Genomic DNA, 19,812 nt, shown 5'->3' on the forward strand with positions numbered 1-19,812 from the left:
GACTCACCCAAGGAGAACGCGACTTGCCACATGTGGTCAGGAATTCCGCACTCCCGTCGCCTCCACCCCTGGCGAATGACCCCGGGCAAAGGGACCTCGCCCGGTTCGAGTTGCAGCGTCGGCCGCTCACCCGGTCCGAAGCGGCCGACATCATGCGCCAGATCAGGGAATCACCCCACATCACCGGTTACAGCGTCAGGGAGTGGACCGGGGGCAGGGACACGTTCGCCCTGGTGCACTCCGAGACCGGCCGACTTGCCGGTGCTCTTCTCGTGCACCATCTCGCGGGTCGATGGAGTGAGATAGCCGTGGTCTTCATGCTCGAAGAGTTTCGCGGCCGGGGGATCGGGCGGCAGATGCTGCGGGACTCCTTACGCGCCATGGAGTCGGCCGACAGGAATCTTCTGCTGTTCTTCTGCTCGCCAGGCATGGGCCGACTGACGGCGGAAGCGGGATTCACCGTCCTGGAGAGCGAAACCGACTTCACGCACGGCTCGCTGAGGCGCAAGCTCTTCCTCTCCGTCCTCTACAAGGCGCAGTGGCTGTGCAGTGCCTACCGGCTGCGTGAAATCCGCCGGAAGCGGCGGGATTTCGACTGCTCCTTCGAGTTCAAAGTGGGTGTCCTGATGCGGAAAGGAGCCTTGTGAAGATGACCGGCAATCAGCGTGACGGGCAGATCTGGGAGGGCTGGCTGACCGGTGGAAGCACGCTCCTGGAAGAGATCAATGCCTCGGTTCGCTTCGACCACCGGCTGGCCCAGCAGGACATCGACGGCTCGATCGCGCACGCGCGCATGCTCGCCGAGTGCGAGGTGATCTCCTCGGCGGAAGCGGAGCGCATCGTCTGGGGCCTCGAGCAGATCAGAGGTGAGATCACTGCCGGCGACTTCGTCTTCGACCCCGGGCTCGAAGACGTGCACATGAACGTGGAGGCCCGATTGCGGGACCTCATCGGAGCGACCGCCGGCCGGCTGCACACCGCCCGCTCCCGCAACGACCAGGTCGCCCTCGACGCCAGGCTCTGGGTACGGGATGCGATCGACCGGCTCGACGCGCTCCTGAGCCGGGTGATCGAACTCATCGGGGAGCGGGCCGAGGTTCACCATGCCGACGTCATGCCCGGCTTCACCCATCTCCAGTGTGCACAGCCGGTGACGATCGGACACCATCTCCTCGCCTATGGAGAGATGTTCCTCAGGGACCGCGACCGGCTCCGCTCAGCTCGCCGCCGCCTCGACGAGTCGCCCCTCGGGGCGGCTGCTCTCGCCGGCACGGGCTATCCGATCGATCCTCACGACACCGCGCGTCGGCTCGGCTTCCGGGCAGTGAGCCGCAACTCCCTCGACGCCGTGTCGGACCGGGACTTCATGCTGGACTACCTGTCCGCGGGAGCCACGCTCGCCATGCACATCTCGCGGCTCGGCGAGGAGATGGTCATCTGGAGCACCCCGCAGTTCGGGTTCGTCAAGCTCCCCGAGGACCTCTGTGCCGGATCGTCGATCATGCCGCAGAAGCGCAATCCGGATCTGCCGGAGCTCATGCGGGCGAAGTCCGGCCGGATCTACGGTGATCTGATGACGCTGCTCACGGTCATGAAGGGGCTTCCCCTCGCGTACAGCCGGGACATGCAGGAGGACAAGGAAGCACTCTTCGACGCGGCCGACCATCTCGAAGTGAGTGTGCGGGCTGCCGAGGCGATGCTGCACGGCATCAGCTTCCAGCCCGGGAAGACCCGTCGTGACGCGGCCCTCGGCAACACCGTGGCGACGGACGTGGCCGACTGGCTGGTGGCGGAGCAGGGCCTGCCGTTCCGTGAGGCGCACAGTGTCGTCGGTGGCCTCGTCAAGTGGCTCGGCGCCCAGGACCTGGAGCTCAAGGACGCCTCACCCGGCCGGCTCACCGACTTCGACGCCCGGTTCGAGGCTCTGCCCGCCGAGGTGCTCACCGTGGAGTACGCCGTCGCACGTCGTGCGTCCCCGGGCGGGACGTCGCCCTTCCTGGTACGCGAGGCTGCCGCGGAACTGCGTCGGCGCAATGCAGAGATCGACTAAGGAGTACTCATGTCCAAGCGCGCTGTGCTGGCGTACTCGGGAGGTGTGGACACCACCGCCTGCATTCCCTACCTGCGCCACGAGATGGACGCCGATTTCATCGTGGCGATGGCTGCGGACCTGGGGCAGGGCGAGGAGTTGGCGCCCGTACGGGAGAAGGCTCTGGTGGCGGGCGCCGATGTCTCGCTCGTCGTGGACGCGAAGGAGCGGTTCGTCCGCGAGTTCGGCTTCCCGGCGATTCAGGCCAACGCCCTGTACGACGGGCAGTATCCGCTCTCGTCGGCGCTCGGCCGCCCGCTCATCGGTGAGCTCCTGGTGGAAACGGCGCACACATACGACTGCGACGCCGTCGCGCACGGCTGCACCGGCAAGGGCAACGACCAGGTGCGACTCGATCTGACGGTCGGTCTCCTCGACTCCTCACTGAAGATCCTGGCCCCGGCCCGTGTGTGGCCCTTCAGCCGTGCCGACACCATCGCGTACTCGGAGAAGCACGGCATCGAACCGCACGTCTCCAAGGAAAGGCCCTGGGCCATCGACCTGAACATTCTGGGCCGGAACGTCGAGGCCGGCCTGATCGAGGATCTCTCCTGGGAGCCGACCGAGGAGGTCTGGTCCCTGACGGCGGCCCCCCAAACCGCCCCTGATACCGCGGCCTACGTCACCATCGGCTTCGAGCGAGGCATTCCTGTCACCGTCGACGGTGCACCACTGTCCCCCCTTGACCTCCTGGGGCGGCTCAACGAGCTCGGCGGCCGGCATGCCGTGGGACGGATCGACATGCTGGAGAACCGCGTGGTCGGCGTCAAGTCCCGGGAGCTGTACGAGGCCCCGGGCATGCTGCTGCTCATCCGGGCCCACCAAGAGCTGGAGAACCTGACCCTGCCCGCGGACGTGCTGACCCACAAGCGTCAGCTGGAAGCGGTGTACAGCAAGACCGTCTACGACGGTCTCTGGCACGGTCCCCTGCGCGCCGCCCTGGACGCCTTCGTCGGCTCGACCCAGACCACCGTCACCGGTGAGATTACCTTGAAGCTCTACAAAGGCTGTATGTCGGTGGCCGCGCGCAGCGCGGAACGGCCCATGTACCGGCATGAGTTGGTGACCTACGGCAACGACTGCACGTTCGACCAGAGCAGCGCGGAGGGCTTCATCGACATCTTCAGCCTGCCCAGCCGGGTGTGGAACAAAGTGAACGGCTGACGTGGTGGGATCGCCCTGCACGCTGCGCCGCGAGCAGAACACCGGAGCTTTCAGAACCGCGGTCGGGCCGATCGTGATCATCGGTGTCTTCGGTATGACATTGGGCATCACCTACCCCTTGCTGTCCCGCATGCTGGCGCAGCGGGGGGTGTCGGGCACCGTGATCGGGCTCAACGGAGCGATGACCCCCTTGGGCATGGTCCTGACCGCCGCGTTGATCCCCGCGTTGGTGCGCAGGCTCGGGCCCTGGCAGCTGATGGTCGCCGCAGCGGTGGGCACATCGGTGATCCTGGCCCTGTTCGCCGTGACCGATGGCCTGGCCCTGTGGTTCATCCTCCGTGCGGTGCTCGGCAGTTGTGCGGTAGCCATGTTCATTCTGAGCGAGACATGGATCAGCGAGAACGCCGACGGTGCGCATCGTGGCCGACTGCTCACCGCGTACACATCCGTACTTGCCCTGGGGTTCTGCGTCGGCCCAGCGGTCCTCAGCGCCTCGGACAACTCGGTGACGCCCGCCCTCACCGTCGCGGTGGTCAGCCCCCTGATCGCGCTCTGGCCTCTGTACACAGAGAAGACCCGGGTGCCGCACATGGGCGACTCGGGCCGGGTACCGGTGGGACCGCTGGCGCGGCAGCTGTCGGTCCTGCTCGTGGCAGTGCTGGCGATCTCCGTCTTCGACGCCGTCACGCTCCAGTTCCTGCCCCTGTACGCGGACGCGGCCGGTCTGCCGCCCGGACAGGGGGAGCTGGCACTGACGGTGCTGCTCATCGGCCAGATGACCCTGCAGTTCCCGCTGGGCTGGCTGGCCGACCGCCTCGACGCCCGCATCGCTCTGCTCCTGTCCCTCGCGGTCGGCACGGCGGGTGCGCTGCTGTTGCCCGCGGCGATGGGCCTGGGGCTCTGGCTGTGGCCGATGGTGGCGGTGTGGGGTGGGATCGCGTTCTCCGGCTACCCCCTGGTGCTGAGCATCCTGGGTGCCGACCTCGACGGCGAGAGCCTGCTCCTCGGCAATACGGCGTTCGCCATCATCTGGGGAATCGGAGGCATCCTGGGGCCCCCTTATGCGGGCGCGGCCATGGACGTGTGGGGTGACCACGGCGTGCCCTGGTCGCTGGCGGCCTTGTGGATCCTGGCCATGATCACCACGGTGGTCGTCTTCGTGCGGCGGGCCCAGGCGCGCTGAGTACTGGCCTGGGTGGCGCCGTGGAGACGCGCCTGCTCATCACACCTCCTTCCACCTGCTTGACGACTTCCTGGAAGTGCGCGACAGGCGAGACGGCCGCCTCAGGATCTGGCGCCTGTCAGACGTGGTTGAACGCCCGGAGCTGAGCTGGGAACAGACGCGATCCAGGCTGCCACCGAGTGCGTGTGCCGCCGCTCGTACCGAAGCGGGCGGCCCGCGAAGGACCTCTCGCCAGGAACGGCGCTCAGCCGGTTCGGTGGAGGTAATGCAGGACCGCGAGGACGCGCCGGTGCTGGGCGTCGGTTCGGGGCAGGCCCAGCTTGTCGAAGATCGCTGCGGTGTGTTTCTCCACCGCCCGGCGGGAGATGCCGAGCGTGTCCGCGATGGCAGCGTTGGTGCGGCCCTCGGCCATGGCGGACAGCACCTCGTGTTCGCGTCCGGTGAGCGGGGACAGCGCCTCGGCCGAGCGGCGCGCGGCGAGGAGTTGGGCGACGACCTCCGGGTCGAGCGCCGTGCCGCCGTCGGCGACTCGGTGCAGCGCGTCGATGAACTCGTCGATGTCCACGACCCGTTCCTTGAGCAGGTAGCCGAGGCCGGCGAGGCCGTCGGCCGCGAGTCGGGCGGCGTAGCGGGTCTCGACGTACTGCGAGAAGAGCAGTACGCCGAGGTCCGGATGGCGCTCGCGCAGTTCCAGTGCGGCGCGCAGGCCGTCGTCGCGGTGGGTCGGCGGCATCCGGATGTCGGCGACCACGGCGTCCGGGAGCCTTTCCTCGACGGCGGCGACCAGGGCTTCGGCGTCGCCGACGGCGGCGACCACGTCGAGACCGCGGTCGCGCAGGAGCTGCACGATGCCCTCGCGGACAACAGCCGCGTCCTCGGCGACGACGATCCGCAGGGGTGCGGTGGATGGCATGGCCTCTCCCTGGCTCCGGGGCTTACCGCACCTGCGTCAGGACGGCCGATGTGGCGTCAGATCCTGTGCCGGGAACGGGAGTTCAACGGTAATGGTGGTGGGGCCGCCGTCGGGGCTGTCGATCAGCAGCTGTCCGTCCACCGTACTGACCCGCTCCGCGAGGCCGGGGAGCCCGGTTCCGCCCGCGCCCCGTGTCGTGCCGGGCCGGCGCAGGTGCGCACCGCCGTGTCCGTCGTCGTGGACGGTGAGCCGCAGGACGCCTCCTGCGGGAGTGGCGTCGGTGCGGGCGGAGACGCGGACGGCGGTGGCTCCGGAGTGCCGGGTGGCGTTGGCCAGCAGCTCGGCCGCGCAGAAGTAGGCGATCGTCTCGATCGCCTCCGGTAGCCGCAGGAGCAGCTCGGTCTCGGCCGCGGCCGGGATCCCGGCCCGGGCGGCCAGGGTCTCCAGGGCCACGTCGAGACCGTCGTTGAGGGCGGGTGGGTGGATGCCGCGGACGAGCTCGCGCAGTTCACCGATCGCCGTTCTGGATTCGGCCAGCGCGCTGTCCACCAGTGCGCGCCCGGCGGCGAGTTCGGGCTCCGTCCCGGTCAGCAGGGCCAGTCGGTCGCGGGCCCGGGCGAGCGTCATCGCCACCGCTATCATCCGGGCCTGGGCACCGTCGTGCAGGTCACGCTCGATCCGGCGCAGTGTGACGGCGGAGTCCTGCACGGCGAGCGCGCGGGTGTCCTCCAGCACGTGGACACGGGCGTCGAGGCGGCCGGGCCCGAGCAGTACGAGGGCCATCGGCCGGACGGCCAGGTCGAGCAGCAGCCGGGTGCACCAGGTGGCGAGCGCCATCGGCAGGAGACCGCCCAGGCAGGTCAGCAGCGCGGCCGGCCAGCTGTCGAGCTGGACGCCGCCGAAGCCGAGTCCGAAGCCGCGGTGGCCGTCGTCCGAGCGGACCAGCCACCACCAGACCGGATAGGTCAGCGCGAACAGCGCGTACAGCCGAATCGTGGCGGAGACCAGCACCAGGAGCGCCGCGACCGGAAGGAAGGCGAGAGTGAATGCGGCACAGCGCCAGCCGTCGGTGTCGGTCAGTGCGGCGCGGGCGCGGGCGAGCAGTCCGCCGGGCGGCCGGGGCCGCCGGGGCGGCGGCTTGATCCGCTCACCGAGCAGCCCGCTCAGCAGCGCGCGGTGCACGGCCCCGGTGCCACGCGCGACGACCGGCACACCGATCAGCAGCGCCAGACCGACCAGAACGACCGACCCGAGCAGACCCGCGGAGAGCATCAACAGGAGCACGGCCCCGCAGAGGAACCCGGGCAGCGGTGCGAACAGCCCGTACGTGACCTCTCCCGGCGAGCCGAAAGCCGTGCGGAACAGGCCCCGAGTCAGCCGGCGCAGCCGACCGTGCCGCTGTTGCGAGTGCTCCGGCGCGGCCCCGCCACCGGTGGCGGGAGCTGTCTCGACGGGGGCGTCGGAGGCACCTGTGACGCTAGTGCCGTTTGTCTCGGCGGGCCGACGAGTGCCGTCAGCGCGGTCACGCTGACGGCGGTCGGGGGATTGCCCGTGGAGTGGGGGAGTCATGGTCATCTCTCTCGGCGTGGCACGCCGCTTCGGAGCGCTTCCCATCATCACCGACCGCCGGCTTGCGTAACGTCAATTGCTGTGGCGCGTCAGGCCGTCCATCGGCCGCACCCGCAGCATCCGCAGCAGTGGCGCACCTGAGGAGATGCCGACCAGCGCCGCTCCACCCAGTGCGACGGCGAGCCAGACCCACCCCGGCAGTCCGCTCAGCGGCGTGCCGGTACGGGCGCCGAGCGGCAGCATCACCGCGCAGCCCGCGACCGCCCCCGCGCCGACCCCGGCCAGCGTGACGATCGCGCACTCGGTCACGACCGTCCGGACGATCTGCCGTCGCTGGGCGCCGACCACGCGTAGCAGCGAGAACTCGCGCAGCCGCTCCAGGGCCAGCATCACCAGGGTGTTGGCGGCGACCAGTCCGCCGAAGCAGACGACCACCAGCGTGAGGAAGACCTCGCCCCACCTGTCTCCCGCGGAGTCGGTCCCGGATCCGGTGGCCGTGGTCAGCTCGGCGACCGCGAACGCCGTGACCAGCGCGACCGGGGTGATCGCCGCCGACAGCCTGCGCGCCCGCGCGCGGGTCCCGGCCACCGCCAGTTCCCCCGGCGCCCCGCCGGACGCCCGCAGCAAGCGGGCGCACAGAGCGCTCACGCACCGCCCGATCCATGGCCCGGCGAGGCCGATGGCGGCCAGGTGGCAGAGGAGCACCAGCGGGATCGTCTGGGACGCGTTCTCGACCGACCCCTCGACCGCGACGACGGTCAGCACGACCGCACCGGTCAGGGCGATCAGTGACGCCACCCCGCGCGCCGCGCCCACGCGTTCACCGCCCTGGATGGAGGACTCGGCGATCGCCGCCGACGGTCGGGTACGGGACGCCCGCCAGCCGGCGATCAGACCGCCGAGCTGTGAGCAGACCAGCATCGTCCCGCCCGCGGCCAGCAGCGCAGGCCACCCGACCTGGAAGGACAGGCCGGCCGGGGCCATGCCGTGCGCGGCCAGGCCACGCAGCCAGAAGTGGCCGAGCAGCGCCCCGAGCCCGTAGCCGACGGGCAGCGCGGCGAGCGCGGTGCCGAGCGCCTCGACGGCGACCATCCGGCGGATCTGCCGGGGCTCGGCGCCGATCGCGCGCAACAGCGCGCTCTCGCGCTTGCGTTGGGCCACCGCCAGCGCCATCACCTGGCTGATCACGAAGATGGCCAGATACACCGACATCACACAGAAGCCGATACCCATGTCGGAGAGATCGGCGAGCTGCGCGCGGGCGGCCGGATCCGCTCCCGGCGGCGCGGCCGACGCCGAGACGGCCATCGAGACGCCCGCGGTGACCATGGTCGCGGTGAGCACGAGCGCTGCGAAGGTGCCCGCCAGTGCGGACGGGCGGGAGCGGACGGCAGCGGTGGCCAGACCGGTGGGATGCAGGAGAGTCATCGGACCCGCCCTCCTGCCGCCATGACGCCCGCGACAGCGTCCGCGGCGACGGTGGTCGCCCCGCTGTCGTGGACCAGGCGTCCGCGGACAAGGCGCAGCACCCTGTCCGCCCGGTCCGTCACCGCAGGATCGTGGGTCACCAGCACGACCGTCGCCCCCTGCTGGTTCACCGCCTCACGCAACAGGTTCAGGATCTCGGCGCCGGTCTCCTGGTCGAGAGATCCGGTCGGCTCGTCGGCGAAGACCACCTCGGGCTCGGTGACCAGGGCCCGTGCGATGGCCACCCGCTGCTGCTGCCCACCCGAGAGCTGACCGGGGCGGGCCTCCTCGCGTCCGTCGAGGCCGACCCGGGCGAGCAGCTCCCGTGCGCGGGCCGGATCGCGGCGCCGCCCGTCGAGCCGGAGCGGCAACAGCACGTTCTGCTGCACGCTGAGGGCGGGCAGCAGGTTGAAGGACTGGAAGACGAAGCCGATGCGTGTACGCCGCAGCCGCGACAGGTTGCCCTCTCTCATGTCGCTGATCACCTGGCCGCCCAGGCGCACCACCCCGGACGTGGGCCGGTCCAACCCGGCGGCGCACTGCAAGAACGTCGACTTCCCCGAGCCGGACGGGCCCATCACCGCCGTGAGCGAATGCCGTGGCACCTGGACATCCACTTCGCACAAGGCGTGCACCGCACGCCCACCACGGCCGTAGGACCGGCTGACTCGCTCCAGCTCAAGCACATTGTTCATGCCATCGACGCTACGAATCAGCAGCTCAGAGCCACAATGGCGCACTCCCCCGAAGAGGGGGTTCGGTTCTTCCGAACCCCGGGCCCGGCACTGCGCATCCTGGCGCCCGTGAGCAGAGGCTCTCCCTGGGCCCCTGGCCCCCTGGGTGCGGAGGGACGGGGCGCCCGGAGGGGGCGAGGATGCCACACGGTCGCCATGGGGCAGTCACAGAGGGTCGAGGAGTACATCGAAGGCTTTGCCGGGCCGGGCCGCGAACTGCTCGGGCGGGTCCGCACGCTGGCCCGCGAGACGGTTCCCGAAGCGGGCGAGGCGATGAAGTGGGGCCACCCCGCATGGATGCATCCATCGGGAACAATCCGCGCTGGGCTGCAGGTGTCCGGCGGGGCCGGAGTCTTGAGCGTGCGCATGGAAGGCAGGCCGAGCGGCCACGCGAGTCCCGTATCGGATGATTGTTCGCCCGGGCTTGGTGCCGACAGCTGCAGTCGCCGCAGCGGCGCGGGGGAGGGAGCTATACGGCTATGGGTGTCGGTGATTTCCTCGACATCGACTTTGGCGGGAGCCAGGCACCTGGCACGACTGCGGGCTGCGCTGAACCCTGCGACTGCTGCGACTACCCGGAGGCAGAGCCTCCCGGGAGGAAACAGCGTGCCCTGCGCGCGGCTCGGTCGGCAGGGATGCTGCTGGGGGCTTTCGCGCTGGCCCTCGTGATCGCAGCCACCATTGCCGACTGGTGACACTCAACAGCCCCCGCGTTCGGACACCATGCCCCGTTTCCGAACTGCCGCCCGACTGGCGGCAGTCAGGTCGAACTGAGCCCGTGCTGTGCTGCTCGGGTTTGGGGATGTTGTTCAACTCGCCGCCCATGCAGGCGAGTTCAGGGAGATGCGCTCACGCGTCTTGCACTTGATTCGCCGCTGAGCCGTACTTCCATGGCCTGACGTCACACTGGCTCTGGTCCGACGCACCGGCCTGGCAGTCGCGACCCGCCCTCTGGCCGGGGGCGGGTCGCCCTGGGCGAGTGGCTCGTCGCCGGTGATGGGCGCACACTGCGCTCGCTGCCTTGCCGCAACGCTCGTGCGCACTGGGCGTCGGCCGGTGCATGCGCTATGCGGGTTCGGTGAAGTCCACTGCTGACCCCTCGTCGTTCGGCGCGGTCAAAGGCTCGATCGCCAACGGATCAGCTCAGAGATGCGCCGCTGCCGCTTCGTGGCGGGAGCTTCTCAACCTGGTTGAAGCATGCAAGCTCACTGTCCAGTTTATTGAGGTTGTGCTGCAGTCCGAAGTCGTTCAACTTGCCTTCGGTGACGGAGGTGTTCAGATCGTGCGCAGCCATGGCGACTGCTTGGTCGATGTCGGCTCGTGGGGTGGCGACGAGGCCGTGCACGCAGTCGAGGAGGCTGGGCGGGGGCGGTTCCTCGGCAGCGTTCGCAATCCCGGCACCGAGGCCGAGCGTCAGGACGGCAGCCAAGCCGATCGGGGTGGTGAAGCGTCGCATGATGTCCCCTCCTTGCAGGTGAGCGACCCCGAGCTACCCAATCTTGCTTACTCAAACGCTCGTTGGTCCCGGATTGACCGGAAGGTATGACGCGGGTGCGCGGCGATACCGGCCACCGACGCCGTGCCCAAGGATCAGCAACGAACTTGCCGGAGACCGCTCAGCAGTGCTTCGTTAAGTATTGGCTCCGTGCCTGTTCAGGGGGGGGAGGGGGCCGCAGGTGGTGCATGTACCGGTCCAGCGCCGCAGGGTGAGGAGTGCCTGGGTGGCGGCGACGAGGGTGGCGTGGTGGCTGCGGCCGCGCCGGGGGCGGCCCTCGAAGTGGTCCCTTCCCGAGGGACGCACGTCGAGCACGGCACAGCGCGAGGCCGGCCGGCTTCTGCTGCCCCGACGCCAGGTGACTTGCTGGAACCGGCTCGCAGCGTCGATGAGTTCGGGCAGGGACCGGGCCGCGTCGCGGTGACAGGCCGGGTGGGTGTCCCCGGCCCGCCCAGGGTGGCTCATACGGCCTGGCCGTGGCCGGCCGGGCGGTCTCTTCGGGATCCACGCCAGCACGTACGACCAGCGGCGTTCTTCCAAAGCGAGCCGGAAGGCAACGCTGCGGCCGTAGAGCGCCGCCCATCCGGCATCAACCCGCGCAGATCGCACTCGCCCAGGCGCCACTGATCCCGCCGCGGCAAGAACCGAACACCTCGCCAACGACCCCGGCCAACTCGCCCCGGAACCGCTCCGCTCCGCTCCGCCGAGCCTCATACCGGTCAGCATGTCCCCGAGCAGCCAGGACCGGAGACGCACCCGACGAAGTACTGCTTGGGGTCGTCCGGCGGAGCATGGGCCGAGCCCGAGCCCGAGCCCGAGCCCGGGGCCGGGGCCGGAACGGGACGAGGGCCGGTCAGTGCCTTAATCGTGTTGACCGGCCCCGGCAGGCAGTGCTGGAGTCGGCACGTGGACAGCATCCCCGCCAACCGGCGCCTCTGGAACCGGATCAGCAGCGCCTACCAGCACGAGCACGACCCTCAGATCGGCGCCGCACCACGGCTGTGGGGCATGTACTCCATCCCCGACGCGGACCTGCACGCGTTGGGCGACGTCACCGGCAAGCGCGTCCTCGAACTCGGCTGCGGCGCCGGCCAGTGGTCCAGGGCGCTCGCCGCCGAGGGTGCCACCGTGGTCGGGCTCGACCTTTCCGAGGCCCAACTCGGCGCAGCGGCGCGCGCGAGGGGAGCGGACCACTATCCGCTGGTGCAAGGCTCCGCCGAACAACTCCCCTTCGCCGACGCCAGCTTCGACCTGGTGTTCTGCGACTTCGGGGGGCTCAGCTGGGCTCCCCCGCATCTGGCCGTCCCGCAGGCCGCACGCGTCCTGGGCCGAGGCGGGCGCCTGGTGTTCAACGTCGCCAGCCCCTGGTTCGAAGCGTGCTACGACGAAGCCGCCGGCCGCGTGACCACGACGCTGCAGCAGGACTACTTCGGGCTGGACACCATCGCCGAAGGCGACGGCGCGACCAGCTATCAACTCACCTACGGCGACTGGGTCAAGGTCCTGCGCGGCGCAGGACTCATCATCGACGACCTCATCGAACCTCGACCCGCACCCGGAACACGCAACGGATACAACGAAACCGACCCACCCGACTGGGCACACCGCTGGCCGGCGGAACTGCTCTGGGTCACCCACAAACCGTGAGTTCCGCCGCGCCGAGACGCGAAGGCATCCCCTCGCCGGGCAAGCCCCAGACGCTGATTGAGCCCCACCAGGCGGCGCCTGGACTACCCTCACCCTTCACCAAGTCTGAGCCCGCGGGAGCTCCAGGGGCAGCCGTCTCCCGCGCCGGACCGGTCTCGGAACATCGGCCTCGGAACATGGTCCAACCGGTCACACGGTGGTCACGGGGCAGGCGCGCCGAGCGAGCCCCAGTTTGTGAAGCGCGGACCAGGGCGACCTCAAGTGGCCTCAGCAGCGAGTGGAAGTTGTCCCGTAACCGAAGTGGCTGGTGAGGAATTCTTCGGTCATGGGTGGGGTGATTTCAGCAGATGATCCGGAGCGGATCGAGCGGTTCGAGCGGATCGTCGGGTGGAGTCCGGTGCAGTTCAACTGGCTCGTCGTGCTGGTGCGGCGGCGCGGTGGTGGCATGCGCCGGGGGCGAACGTGGCGACTGCCGCTGGGGGAGCGGCTGTTGCTGGTGGCCACGCACTGGCGCACGCATCTGATGCTCAGGCAGGTGGCGCCGTTGTCCAGGGTCTCGAAGTCGGCCGTGGATCGGCCGCGGACCGGATCCTTGGCTGTTTGGCGCCGCTGCCGACGATCTCGTCGGCCCGCCGCAGACGCGAAGACACCGTCTACGTCGGCGACGGCACCCTGGCCCCACCCGGGACCGCATCGTCGTGGCCTTGAGCAAGAGCTACCGCTACTCGACGAACCTGCAGGTCGTCATCGACGCCAACAGCCGATTGACTCAGCAGCAGGAGGCCGAGAACGCCGTCCACCGTCGGGCCCGGGCACGGGTCGAACATGTCTGTCCCGGCTGAAGAAGAACTGGGCAGTCCCCTTTGGGGAGTGGCCTCGCAGTTCCTGCAGTCGGCGCGGGGCGGACCGGATGATCCAGCGATGGGGAGCGCGGGCTTCCCGGCGTCCGGTGAGCCGACTAGGAATCACTGTTGTCCATCACCGCCGACACCGCTGCTTCCAACGTGGGAAAGTAGCCCAGCTCCTTCTGCTTGCCAGACCGCTTGCGCGAGTACGCCTCCCACCCCGACCCCAGCGCGGCCGCCGCATGGCCCACCGGCCTGCCGCTGTTGCTGCCCTTGAAGACCGTCACCGATTCGTGCGTGTCCCCGTCCGCAGCACCGAATACCTCAAGGTGGAATCCCCGCACCCGTGCCCGCGCCTTCAATGCCAACCCGATGCCGGCCATGCGCCACCCCCGAATCTGGACAACCAACATCAACCCGGCCACTGTCCCAGCACGCCTCTCACCGGCTGAGACCCGAACTGGCCATCTCCAAGGGGTGCGGAGAACCCCAGGGCGGATGACTGCCACGGTGACGGTGGTGGCTTGACGCCGCACCACCTCGCCCCCTTAGCAGAGCCAGGGCGTCCCTCCGTCCCGTGCATCCTGCCTTGTGTAGTTGTCGGGCGCTGGGAAGCAGTGGCCGGTCCATACGTTGCCGAGCTTCGATGTCCTTGTGGGCTCTGACCAGTTGTGCAGCCTCGGCGGCATGACAGCTGGACGGCACGGTGGCACGAAGTCCGGCTCTCGGAGGGCCTGCAAGGACGAGCTCCGTCTTCCGTCCCGTCTCGGCGTCACTGATGAGACGGAGGATGTCCATCGCCTGAGGCAGCGCGCTGTCGGGGTGGCTGGGGCGGCGTCAGGTGTTCTGGTTCCGGACATGACCGCACCAGCGGCATCAGCCCACGGATGCCCGTGAGGTCAGCGACAGGCCAGAGGCGTCAAGGAAGGCGTCAAGGAAGGCGTCAAGACTGATGAGGAGTGAGCCCCGTATCCGGGCTCTGCCATCGGATGCCACAGCGTGCGTGGGTCGCGAGTGCGCCAAGGCGCACTTCGTAGAGTGCGTGTGCATCGTGACCTTGTCCTTTGCGCCTGGTGGAGATCACAGGTGGCGGATCATCATGGAGTTGCGGCCTTCCAGGATCCAGGGATCCGTCGGCTTCCCTTCTGCGGCCGCCGGCGAACTTCGCCCCTGTCCATGAGAACCAGCCCTCCGGTGTCACGTACGAGACCGAGCGGACCGAGTCGGCCAAGCGACACAGACCACCGTCACCAGCGCCCCTGGCCTTACGTGCCCTGTGGGCGAAGTGAGGAGTACATCCGATGGACACACCCCCTCTGAGGTCTCCTACGGTGCTGTTCCCCGGGCAGGGATCACAAGGGCCAGGCATGGGCGTGGCCTGGCAGAGCGACCCCGCGTGGTCGGTCGTCCGGGAAGCGGAAAGCATTCTTCAGCGCACGCTCGAACCGATGCTGCTGGACGCCGGGGCTGTTCCCACCTCGACCACGGACACACAGTTGTCGGTGGTGCTGTGCTCGATGATGGCCTGGACGACACTGGCCCCCGCCTTCGACTGTGCCGGGAACGTGCGCCCTCTGCTGGCCGGTCACTCGCTGGGGCTGATCTCGGCACTGCACGCTGCGGGCGTGCTCAGCGCCGGGGACACCGTGCGGATCGTGGCGCTGCGGGCCCGTATCACCGAGGCCGCCTGTGACGGAACGGGCGGCATGACGGCCCTGCTCCTGGGCATCGACGGAGCGACGGAGGCGTGCGCCGATGTCTCCGGCTGCTGGGTCGCCAATGACAACGCACCGACGCAGACGGTCATTTCGGGGAAGCACACGGCGCTGCGGGAGGCGGAGGCGGCCGCTACCGCGCTGGGGGCGGACGACGTCATTCCGCTCGATGTCGCCGGGCCGTTCCACACGCCGTTGATGCACCGGGCCTCAGCGGAGTTCCTGTCCGGTCTGCACCGCATCCCGTTTCGCAGGGCGCAGGCGGTGGTCGTTCACAACGGGCGCGTACATGAGCCCGGTGCCACCGACCCCGGTGCGTGGCGTGAACTCGTCGCAGCCGACCTGACGGCTCCCGTCCGGTGGCGCGACACCCAGCACGCCCTCGCCCGGCTGGGAGCCGACGCCGTCGTCGAAGCGGGCTACGGACGAACCCTCACCGGTCTGGCCAAACGCACCCTGGGACGGGTTCGGCTCTACAACGCGACGGCCCCCGACGCATGTGGCTCCCTGTCCGCGCTCGTAGCCTCCTCCGCCGGCACCCGCCCTACGGCCACCGCCTGATGCCCGGGCAGGACCGTGGTGCCAAAGTCGCACTGGTCACCGGGGGCTCGCGGGGCATCGGCGCCGGAGTCGTCGCGGCGCTTGCCGAGCAGGGGCATCCAGTCGCGATCGCCTACTCCCGGGATGAGACCTCGGCCGCCAAGGTGGCCGCGGAGACGGGCTGTCTGGCGGTGCGTGCCGATGTCACCGAACCCGCCCAGGTCGACGCCTTGTTCCACGACGTCGGCGAGCACTTCGGTGCGGACGTGCAGATCCTGGTCAACTGCGCGGGGTTGCTGGCCGACGCGCTCGTCGGCGAGATGAGCGCCGCCCGATGGCAGGCAGCGCTGGACGTGAATCTCACCGGTCCCTTCCACTGCGCGTCCCGCGCGGCCGCTGGCATGACCGCCGCACGGTGGGGCCGGATCGTCACCATCGGCTCGGCCGCGGGTGTGCTCGGGTCGGCCGGACAGGCCAACTACGCGGCGGCCAAAGCGGGGCTGATCGGCCTGACCAGATCGCTGGCCCGTGAACTGGCCCCGTACACCACCTGCAATCTGGTGGTCCCAGGCCCCGTCGACACCGCGATGATCAACCATCTGAGCGCCAAACGCCGACGCCAACTAGCCGACATGATCCCGTTCAAGAGGTTCGGGACCGTCCCCGAAGTCTCCTCTGTCGCTGCCTTCCTGTGCTCTGAGGAGGCGAGCTTCGTGACGGGTGTCGTGCTGCCGGTGGACGGTGGGATGTCCATGGGCCATTGAGCCCGCACCTTGCTCAACGCCCTGCCCGCTTGTGACCGTGCGGCGTGCGCCGCGATCATCTCCCGAAGGAGCATTCGCCATGAGCGACACCCAGCCCGACCCTCGAATCTCCGATGCCGTCACCGAAGTCGTGATGCGCATTCTGTCGGTGTCCGAAGAGGAGGTGACGCCCGAATCCCGGCTCGGCGACGACCTGGACGCCGATTCGCTCGACCTCTCCGAGATCGCGGCAGCGCTCGTCGCACGGGGATTCGTCGTGGACAAAGCCGATGTGAAGGCCCGGGCCTCGACCGTGGCCGATCTCATCGCGCTCGTGGGCGCACCGTCCGAGCCCGCAGCCTGATGGACGGGCGCAGCAGACGAGCGGTGGCGGTCACCGGGATGGCCACCACCACACCGGCCGGGGCCCGCACCGAAGATCTGTGGATCGACCTCATGGAGGCAAAAGGAACCCTGGCCCGTCCCTTCGGGAATCCGGACGAGGCCCGCGGCCTCCCGGGCTTCGCATGCCGGCTGCCGTCCACCGTCGGCGAGGCCCAACGCACCCTCGGTCTGGGCAAGTTGGGGCGCCGGCTCGACCCGGCCACTCGGCTGGGCGTGCACACCGCGCTCCATGCGCTCGCCGACGCCGGTCTGCCCGGCAGCCTGCTGGGCGCGGGGCGTGCCGTGACCAGCCGGTTCGCGGTGGTCGCGGGAACCTCGTTCGGCGCCTCGACGACAGTGGAGGCGCCGGAGCGGGGAACCTTCTTCGTGCCGATGGCCATGCACAACGCGCTGTCCGCCACGGTCAGTCTGGCCGCCGGTTTCACCGGTCCGTCGCTGGCCGTCAGCGCCGCCTGTGCCACCGGCGCGGTCGCCGTCGGTGAAGCGGTGCGGCTCATCCGCGACGGCATCGCCGACATCGTTATCGCGGGCGGCGCGGAGCTGCTCACCGAGAAGTCGCTGGCCGGGATCGGAGCGAGCGGCGCGCTGTCGGGGCGGCACCATGGACCGCTGCGCTCCGCGCGGCCGTTCGATGAGGGCCGGGACGGCACCGTGGCCTCCGAAGGGGCGGCGTTCGTAGTCCTGGAAAGTCTCGAACACGCCGCTCGCCGAGACGCCCGGGAGTACGGGCTGATCAGCGGCTACGCCACCAACTGCGACGCCCACCATCTGACCAGCCCCAGCCCCGCGGGTGAAGGGGCGGCGGAGTGCATGCGCGCCGCCCTGGTGGATGCGGGCATCGACGCGGCGGACGTGTCCCACGTCAACGCCCACGCGACCTCGACCCCGATCGGAGACGCGGCCGAAGCCCAGGCGATCACAGCGGTCTTCGGCCCACGCCGCGTACCGGTCACCGCCAACAAGGGCGTCACCGGGCACATGATGGCCGCATCGGGTACCTCGGAGGTGGTCACCTCGCTGCTCTCCCTCGCCCATGGGACGGCGCCGCCGACCGCCAATACGGTCACGGTCGACGAGGCCCTGGAGATCGACCTGGTCCTTGGCCGGCCGCGGGCGCTGACGGCCGGTCCGGTGCTGTCCAACTCGTTCGGCTTCGGCGGCCACAACGCCGCCCTGCTCATCAGCCCCACGCCCCGGACACGGGAACGGTCATGACACACCGCCAGCAGTTGTTCGACCACGCGGGCCGCCGCCGGGTCGCCCTCACCGGCATCGGCGTGACCACCCCGGCCGGCTGCGACCTCGGCACGTTCACGGACACGGTCCTGGCGGGCCGTCCGACCGCCGGGCCCATCACCCGGTTCGACCCAGCCGGCCTGCCCACCCAATTCGCCTGCCAGGTCAGCGGATTCCACCCCGACCGGTATCTGTCCGGCAAGGAACTTCGCCGTGCGGACCTGTTCGCCCAGTACGCCGTTTGCGCCGCCCTGGACGCCCACGCCGACGCCGGGGGCCCGGTCGGCGATCCGCTGCGGAGCGGGATCGTCTGCGGCTCCTCCTTCGGAGGCGCCCACTCCTACACCCTCCAGGCGCTCAACTGCCGCGACCACGGCCCCGAAGAGGTGAGCCCGCTCACGACCACCCTGCTGATCCCGAACTCCGCTGCTGCGTTCATCGGGATGAAGCTGGACTGGCACGGCCCCTCCACCACTCTGTCCACCGCCTGCGCCTCCGGGATCGACGCGATCAGCACCGGCGTCGGGCTGATCAGGGAGGGACGCTGCGATCTCGTCCTGGCCGGTGCCACCGACTCCGCAGGGCTCACCAGGCTGATGATGGCCGCCTTCTGCCAGTCCGACGCGCTGTCGACCCGCAACGACGACATGAGCACCGCCTCCCGTCCGTTCTCGGTCGGCCGCGACGGCTACGTCATGGGGGAGGGCGCGGCCTTCCTGGCTCTGGAGCCCCTCGATGCCGCGCTCGCTCGCGGGGCGAGGGTCTACGCCGAGATCGCCGGAACAGCGCAGAGCACCGACAGCCACCACCTCACCGCACCCAATCCAGCCGGGACGTGGGTCACCACCTGCATGGACACCGCGATCGCCGACGCCGGTCTTGCATCCCGCGACATCGGATCGGTCAACGCCCACGGCCCGTCCACCCCGCTCGGCGACGCGATGGAAACCCGCGCCCTGCTCGCCACCTTCAAGGGCTCACCCCCACCCGTCACCAGCTCCAAGAGTGTCTTCGGCCACCTGATGGGTGCGTCGGGCGCCGCTGAGGCCGCCGTCGCCGCCCTCACCGTCTACCGCGGTCTCGTCCCGCCGACCGCCGGCCACGTCGAACTCGCCGCTGACTGCGCGGGGTTGGACGTGGTGACCGGACAGCCACGCGACACCGGAAGCCGGCCGGTCCTGTCCAACTCCTTCGGTCTCGGCGGACAGAACTCCTGCATCATCCTTCGCCCGTCCGGATGGGGGCCGATGCCATGAACGACATCTTCGCGGACCAGGTCGTCCTCGTCACCGGCGGTGGACGCGGCATCGGCCGCCACATCACCAAGGCGTTCGCGGACCAGGGCGCAGCGGTCATCGTCAACTGTTTCCGCGACCCCGATTCCGCCCGGCGCACCGTCAACGAGGTCCTGGACAGCGGCGGTTCTGCGCAACTGCTCCCTGGCAACGTCGCCGACCGGGCCGCTGTCGCCGCCCTGTTCGACGAGATCACCGGAAGGTACGGCCGTCTCGACATCCTGGTCAACAACGCCGCCTCAGGCCGGTTCACCGACGTCGACGCGGTCCATGAACGGCACTGGCTCAGGGCGCTGGCCACCAACGCGGCCGGACCCCTGTGGTGCTCGCAGGCCGCCCGCCCCTTGCTGGAGCGGGCCCGGCAGCCGGCCATCGTGAACGTCTCCTCGTCCGGAGCGGGCACCGTACTACCCGCCTACACCAGCACCGGTGCTTCCAAGGCGGCACTCGAGGCGCTCACCCGATACCTGGCCGTCGAGTACGGACCCGTCGGCATCCGGGTCAACACCGCCTCCGGCGGTCTGATCGAAGGGGACGCCCGCGCCGGTATGCCCGGCAACGACCACCTGGAATCCGCCGCCCGCGCCAGCACTCCACTGCGCCGGATCGGCACCCCCGACGAACTCGCACAGGTGGTCCTGTTCCTCGCGTCACCCGCCGCGAGCTGGATCACCGGACAGGTCCTGCACGCCGACGGTGGCCTCTGCATCACCCACCCCGCGTACGCCTCGATGATGGCGCGCTGAACAGCACACCAGGGGAAGCGACCACC

17 protein-coding genes and 1 pseudogene are annotated in these 19,812 nt (G+C 69.7%); 12 read left to right on the forward strand and 6 right to left on the reverse strand.

Annotated elements, in window-relative coordinates:
• The first annotated feature begins 32 nt into the window (after positions 1 to 32).
• The 4 genes from ACQB60_RS34865 to ACQB60_RS34880 are packed head-to-tail and all read left to right on the forward strand — an operon-like array spanning position 33 to position 4,436.
• A complete protein-coding gene (locus ACQB60_RS34865; protein WP_496930200.1) occupies positions 33 to 647 on the forward strand; it encodes a GNAT family N-acetyltransferase in 615 nt (204 codons plus the stop codon).
• A 2-nt stretch (positions 648 to 649) separates the two neighbouring features.
• A complete protein-coding gene (gene argH / locus ACQB60_RS34870; protein ID WP_496930124.1) occupies positions 650 to 2,050 on the forward strand; it encodes an argininosuccinate lyase in 1,401 nt (466 codons plus the stop codon).
• A gap of 9 nt (positions 2,051 to 2,059) precedes the next feature.
• Complete coding sequence (locus ACQB60_RS34875; RefSeq protein ID WP_496930125.1) at positions 2,060 to 3,253, forward strand: argininosuccinate synthase; 1,194 nt, start codon at positions 2,060 to 2,062, stop codon at positions 3,251 to 3,253.
• Between the two features lies 1 nt (position 3,254).
• The gene (locus tag ACQB60_RS34880) at positions 3,255 to 4,436 is read left to right on the forward strand and encodes an MFS transporter (protein ID WP_496930126.1); all 1,182 of its coding nucleotides are present in this window, start codon (positions 3,255 to 3,257) and stop codon (positions 4,434 to 4,436) included.
• A 244-nt stretch (positions 4,437 to 4,680) separates the two neighbouring features.
• Here ACQB60_RS34880 and ACQB60_RS34885 read toward each other — a convergent pair whose 3' ends face one another.
• From ACQB60_RS34885 to ACQB60_RS34905, 5 genes are all read right to left on the reverse strand, one after another.
• Positions 4,681 to 5,331 carry a response regulator transcription factor gene (locus tag ACQB60_RS34885; RefSeq protein WP_496930201.1) on the reverse strand — a complete coding sequence of 217 codons (651 nt, stop codon included), beginning with the start codon at positions 5,329 to 5,331 and terminating at the stop codon, positions 4,681 to 4,683.
• Positions 5,332 to 5,385: 54 nt separating this feature from the next.
• The gene (locus ACQB60_RS34890) at positions 5,386 to 6,966 is read right to left on the reverse strand and encodes a sensor histidine kinase (protein WP_496930202.1); all 1,581 of its coding nucleotides are present in this window, start codon (positions 6,964 to 6,966) and stop codon (positions 5,386 to 5,388) included.
• A 24-nt stretch (positions 6,967 to 6,990) separates the two neighbouring features.
• Positions 6,991 to 8,346 carry an ABC transporter permease gene (locus tag ACQB60_RS34895; protein ID WP_496930127.1) on the reverse strand — a complete coding sequence of 452 codons (1,356 nt, stop codon included), beginning with the start codon at positions 8,344 to 8,346 and terminating at the stop codon, positions 6,991 to 6,993.
• On the reverse strand, positions 8,343 to 9,080 hold the full coding sequence (locus ACQB60_RS34900; RefSeq protein WP_496930128.1) for an ABC transporter ATP-binding protein: 738 nt from the start codon (positions 9,078 to 9,080) through the stop codon (positions 8,343 to 8,345). Before ACQB60_RS34900 ends, ACQB60_RS34895 begins: the two co-directional genes overlap by 4 nt.
• Before the next feature lie 1,177 nt (positions 9,081 to 10,257).
• Complete coding sequence (locus ACQB60_RS34905) at positions 10,258 to 10,575, reverse strand: hypothetical protein (RefSeq protein WP_496930129.1); 318 nt, start codon at positions 10,573 to 10,575, stop codon at positions 10,258 to 10,260.
• Between the two features lie 945 nt (positions 10,576 to 11,520).
• Here ACQB60_RS34905 and ACQB60_RS34910 point away from each other — a divergent pair.
• Both ACQB60_RS34910 and ACQB60_RS34915 read left to right on the forward strand, forming a co-directional pair.
• A complete protein-coding gene (locus tag ACQB60_RS34910) occupies positions 11,521 to 12,261 on the forward strand; it encodes a class I SAM-dependent methyltransferase (protein WP_496930130.1) in 741 nt (246 codons plus the stop codon).
• A gap of 325 nt (positions 12,262 to 12,586) precedes the next feature.
• Positions 12,587 to 13,120, forward strand: a pseudogene (locus tag ACQB60_RS34915) (helix-turn-helix domain-containing protein); the annotation flags it as partial.
• Between the two features lie 99 nt (positions 13,121 to 13,219).
• On the opposite strand, the gene ACQB60_RS34920 reads toward ACQB60_RS34915, so the two are convergent.
• Positions 13,220 to 13,489: a hypothetical protein gene (locus ACQB60_RS34920; RefSeq protein WP_496930208.1), complete on the reverse strand. Its 270-nt coding sequence runs from the start codon at positions 13,487 to 13,489 to the stop codon at positions 13,220 to 13,222.
• Between the two features lie 918 nt (positions 13,490 to 14,407).
• On the opposite strand from ACQB60_RS34920, the gene ACQB60_RS34925 reads away from it, so the two are divergent.
• The 6 genes from ACQB60_RS34925 to ACQB60_RS34950 all read left to right on the forward strand — a co-directional run bounded on the left by ACQB60_RS34925 (position 14,408) and on the right by ACQB60_RS34950 (position 19,786).
• Positions 14,408 to 15,382 (forward strand): ACP S-malonyltransferase, encoded by a 975-nt coding sequence (locus ACQB60_RS34925; RefSeq protein ID WP_496930131.1) that lies wholly within the window; start codon positions 14,408 to 14,410, stop codon positions 15,380 to 15,382.
• The gene (locus ACQB60_RS34930; RefSeq protein ID WP_496930132.1) at positions 15,382 to 16,125 is read left to right on the forward strand and encodes a 3-oxoacyl-ACP reductase family protein; all 744 of its coding nucleotides are present in this window, start codon (positions 15,382 to 15,384) and stop codon (positions 16,123 to 16,125) included. Before ACQB60_RS34925 ends, ACQB60_RS34930 begins: the two co-directional genes overlap by 1 nt.
• A gap of 79 nt (positions 16,126 to 16,204) precedes the next feature.
• On the forward strand, positions 16,205 to 16,468 hold the full coding sequence (locus ACQB60_RS34935; protein WP_496930133.1) for a phosphopantetheine-binding protein: 264 nt from the start codon (positions 16,205 to 16,207) through the stop codon (positions 16,466 to 16,468).
• On the forward strand, positions 16,468 to 17,724 hold the full coding sequence (locus ACQB60_RS34940; RefSeq protein WP_496930134.1) for a beta-ketoacyl-[acyl-carrier-protein] synthase family protein: 1,257 nt from the start codon (positions 16,468 to 16,470) through the stop codon (positions 17,722 to 17,724). The genes ACQB60_RS34935 and ACQB60_RS34940 overlap by 1 nt, the downstream gene beginning before the upstream one ends.
• Complete coding sequence (locus ACQB60_RS34945) at positions 17,721 to 19,001, forward strand: beta-ketoacyl-[acyl-carrier-protein] synthase family protein (protein ID WP_496930135.1); 1,281 nt, start codon at positions 17,721 to 17,723, stop codon at positions 18,999 to 19,001. Before ACQB60_RS34940 ends, ACQB60_RS34945 begins: the two co-directional genes overlap by 4 nt.
• Complete coding sequence (locus tag ACQB60_RS34950; RefSeq protein ID WP_496930136.1) at positions 18,998 to 19,786, forward strand: SDR family oxidoreductase; 789 nt, start codon at positions 18,998 to 19,000, stop codon at positions 19,784 to 19,786. The genes ACQB60_RS34945 and ACQB60_RS34950 overlap by 4 nt, the downstream gene beginning before the upstream one ends.
• Positions 19,787 to 19,812: the final 26 nt, after the last annotated feature.

Source organism: Streptomyces odontotermitis (assembly GCF_050510915.1).
In the GTDB taxonomy this organism is placed as follows: Bacteria; Actinomycetota; Actinomycetes; order Streptomycetales; family Streptomycetaceae; genus Streptomyces.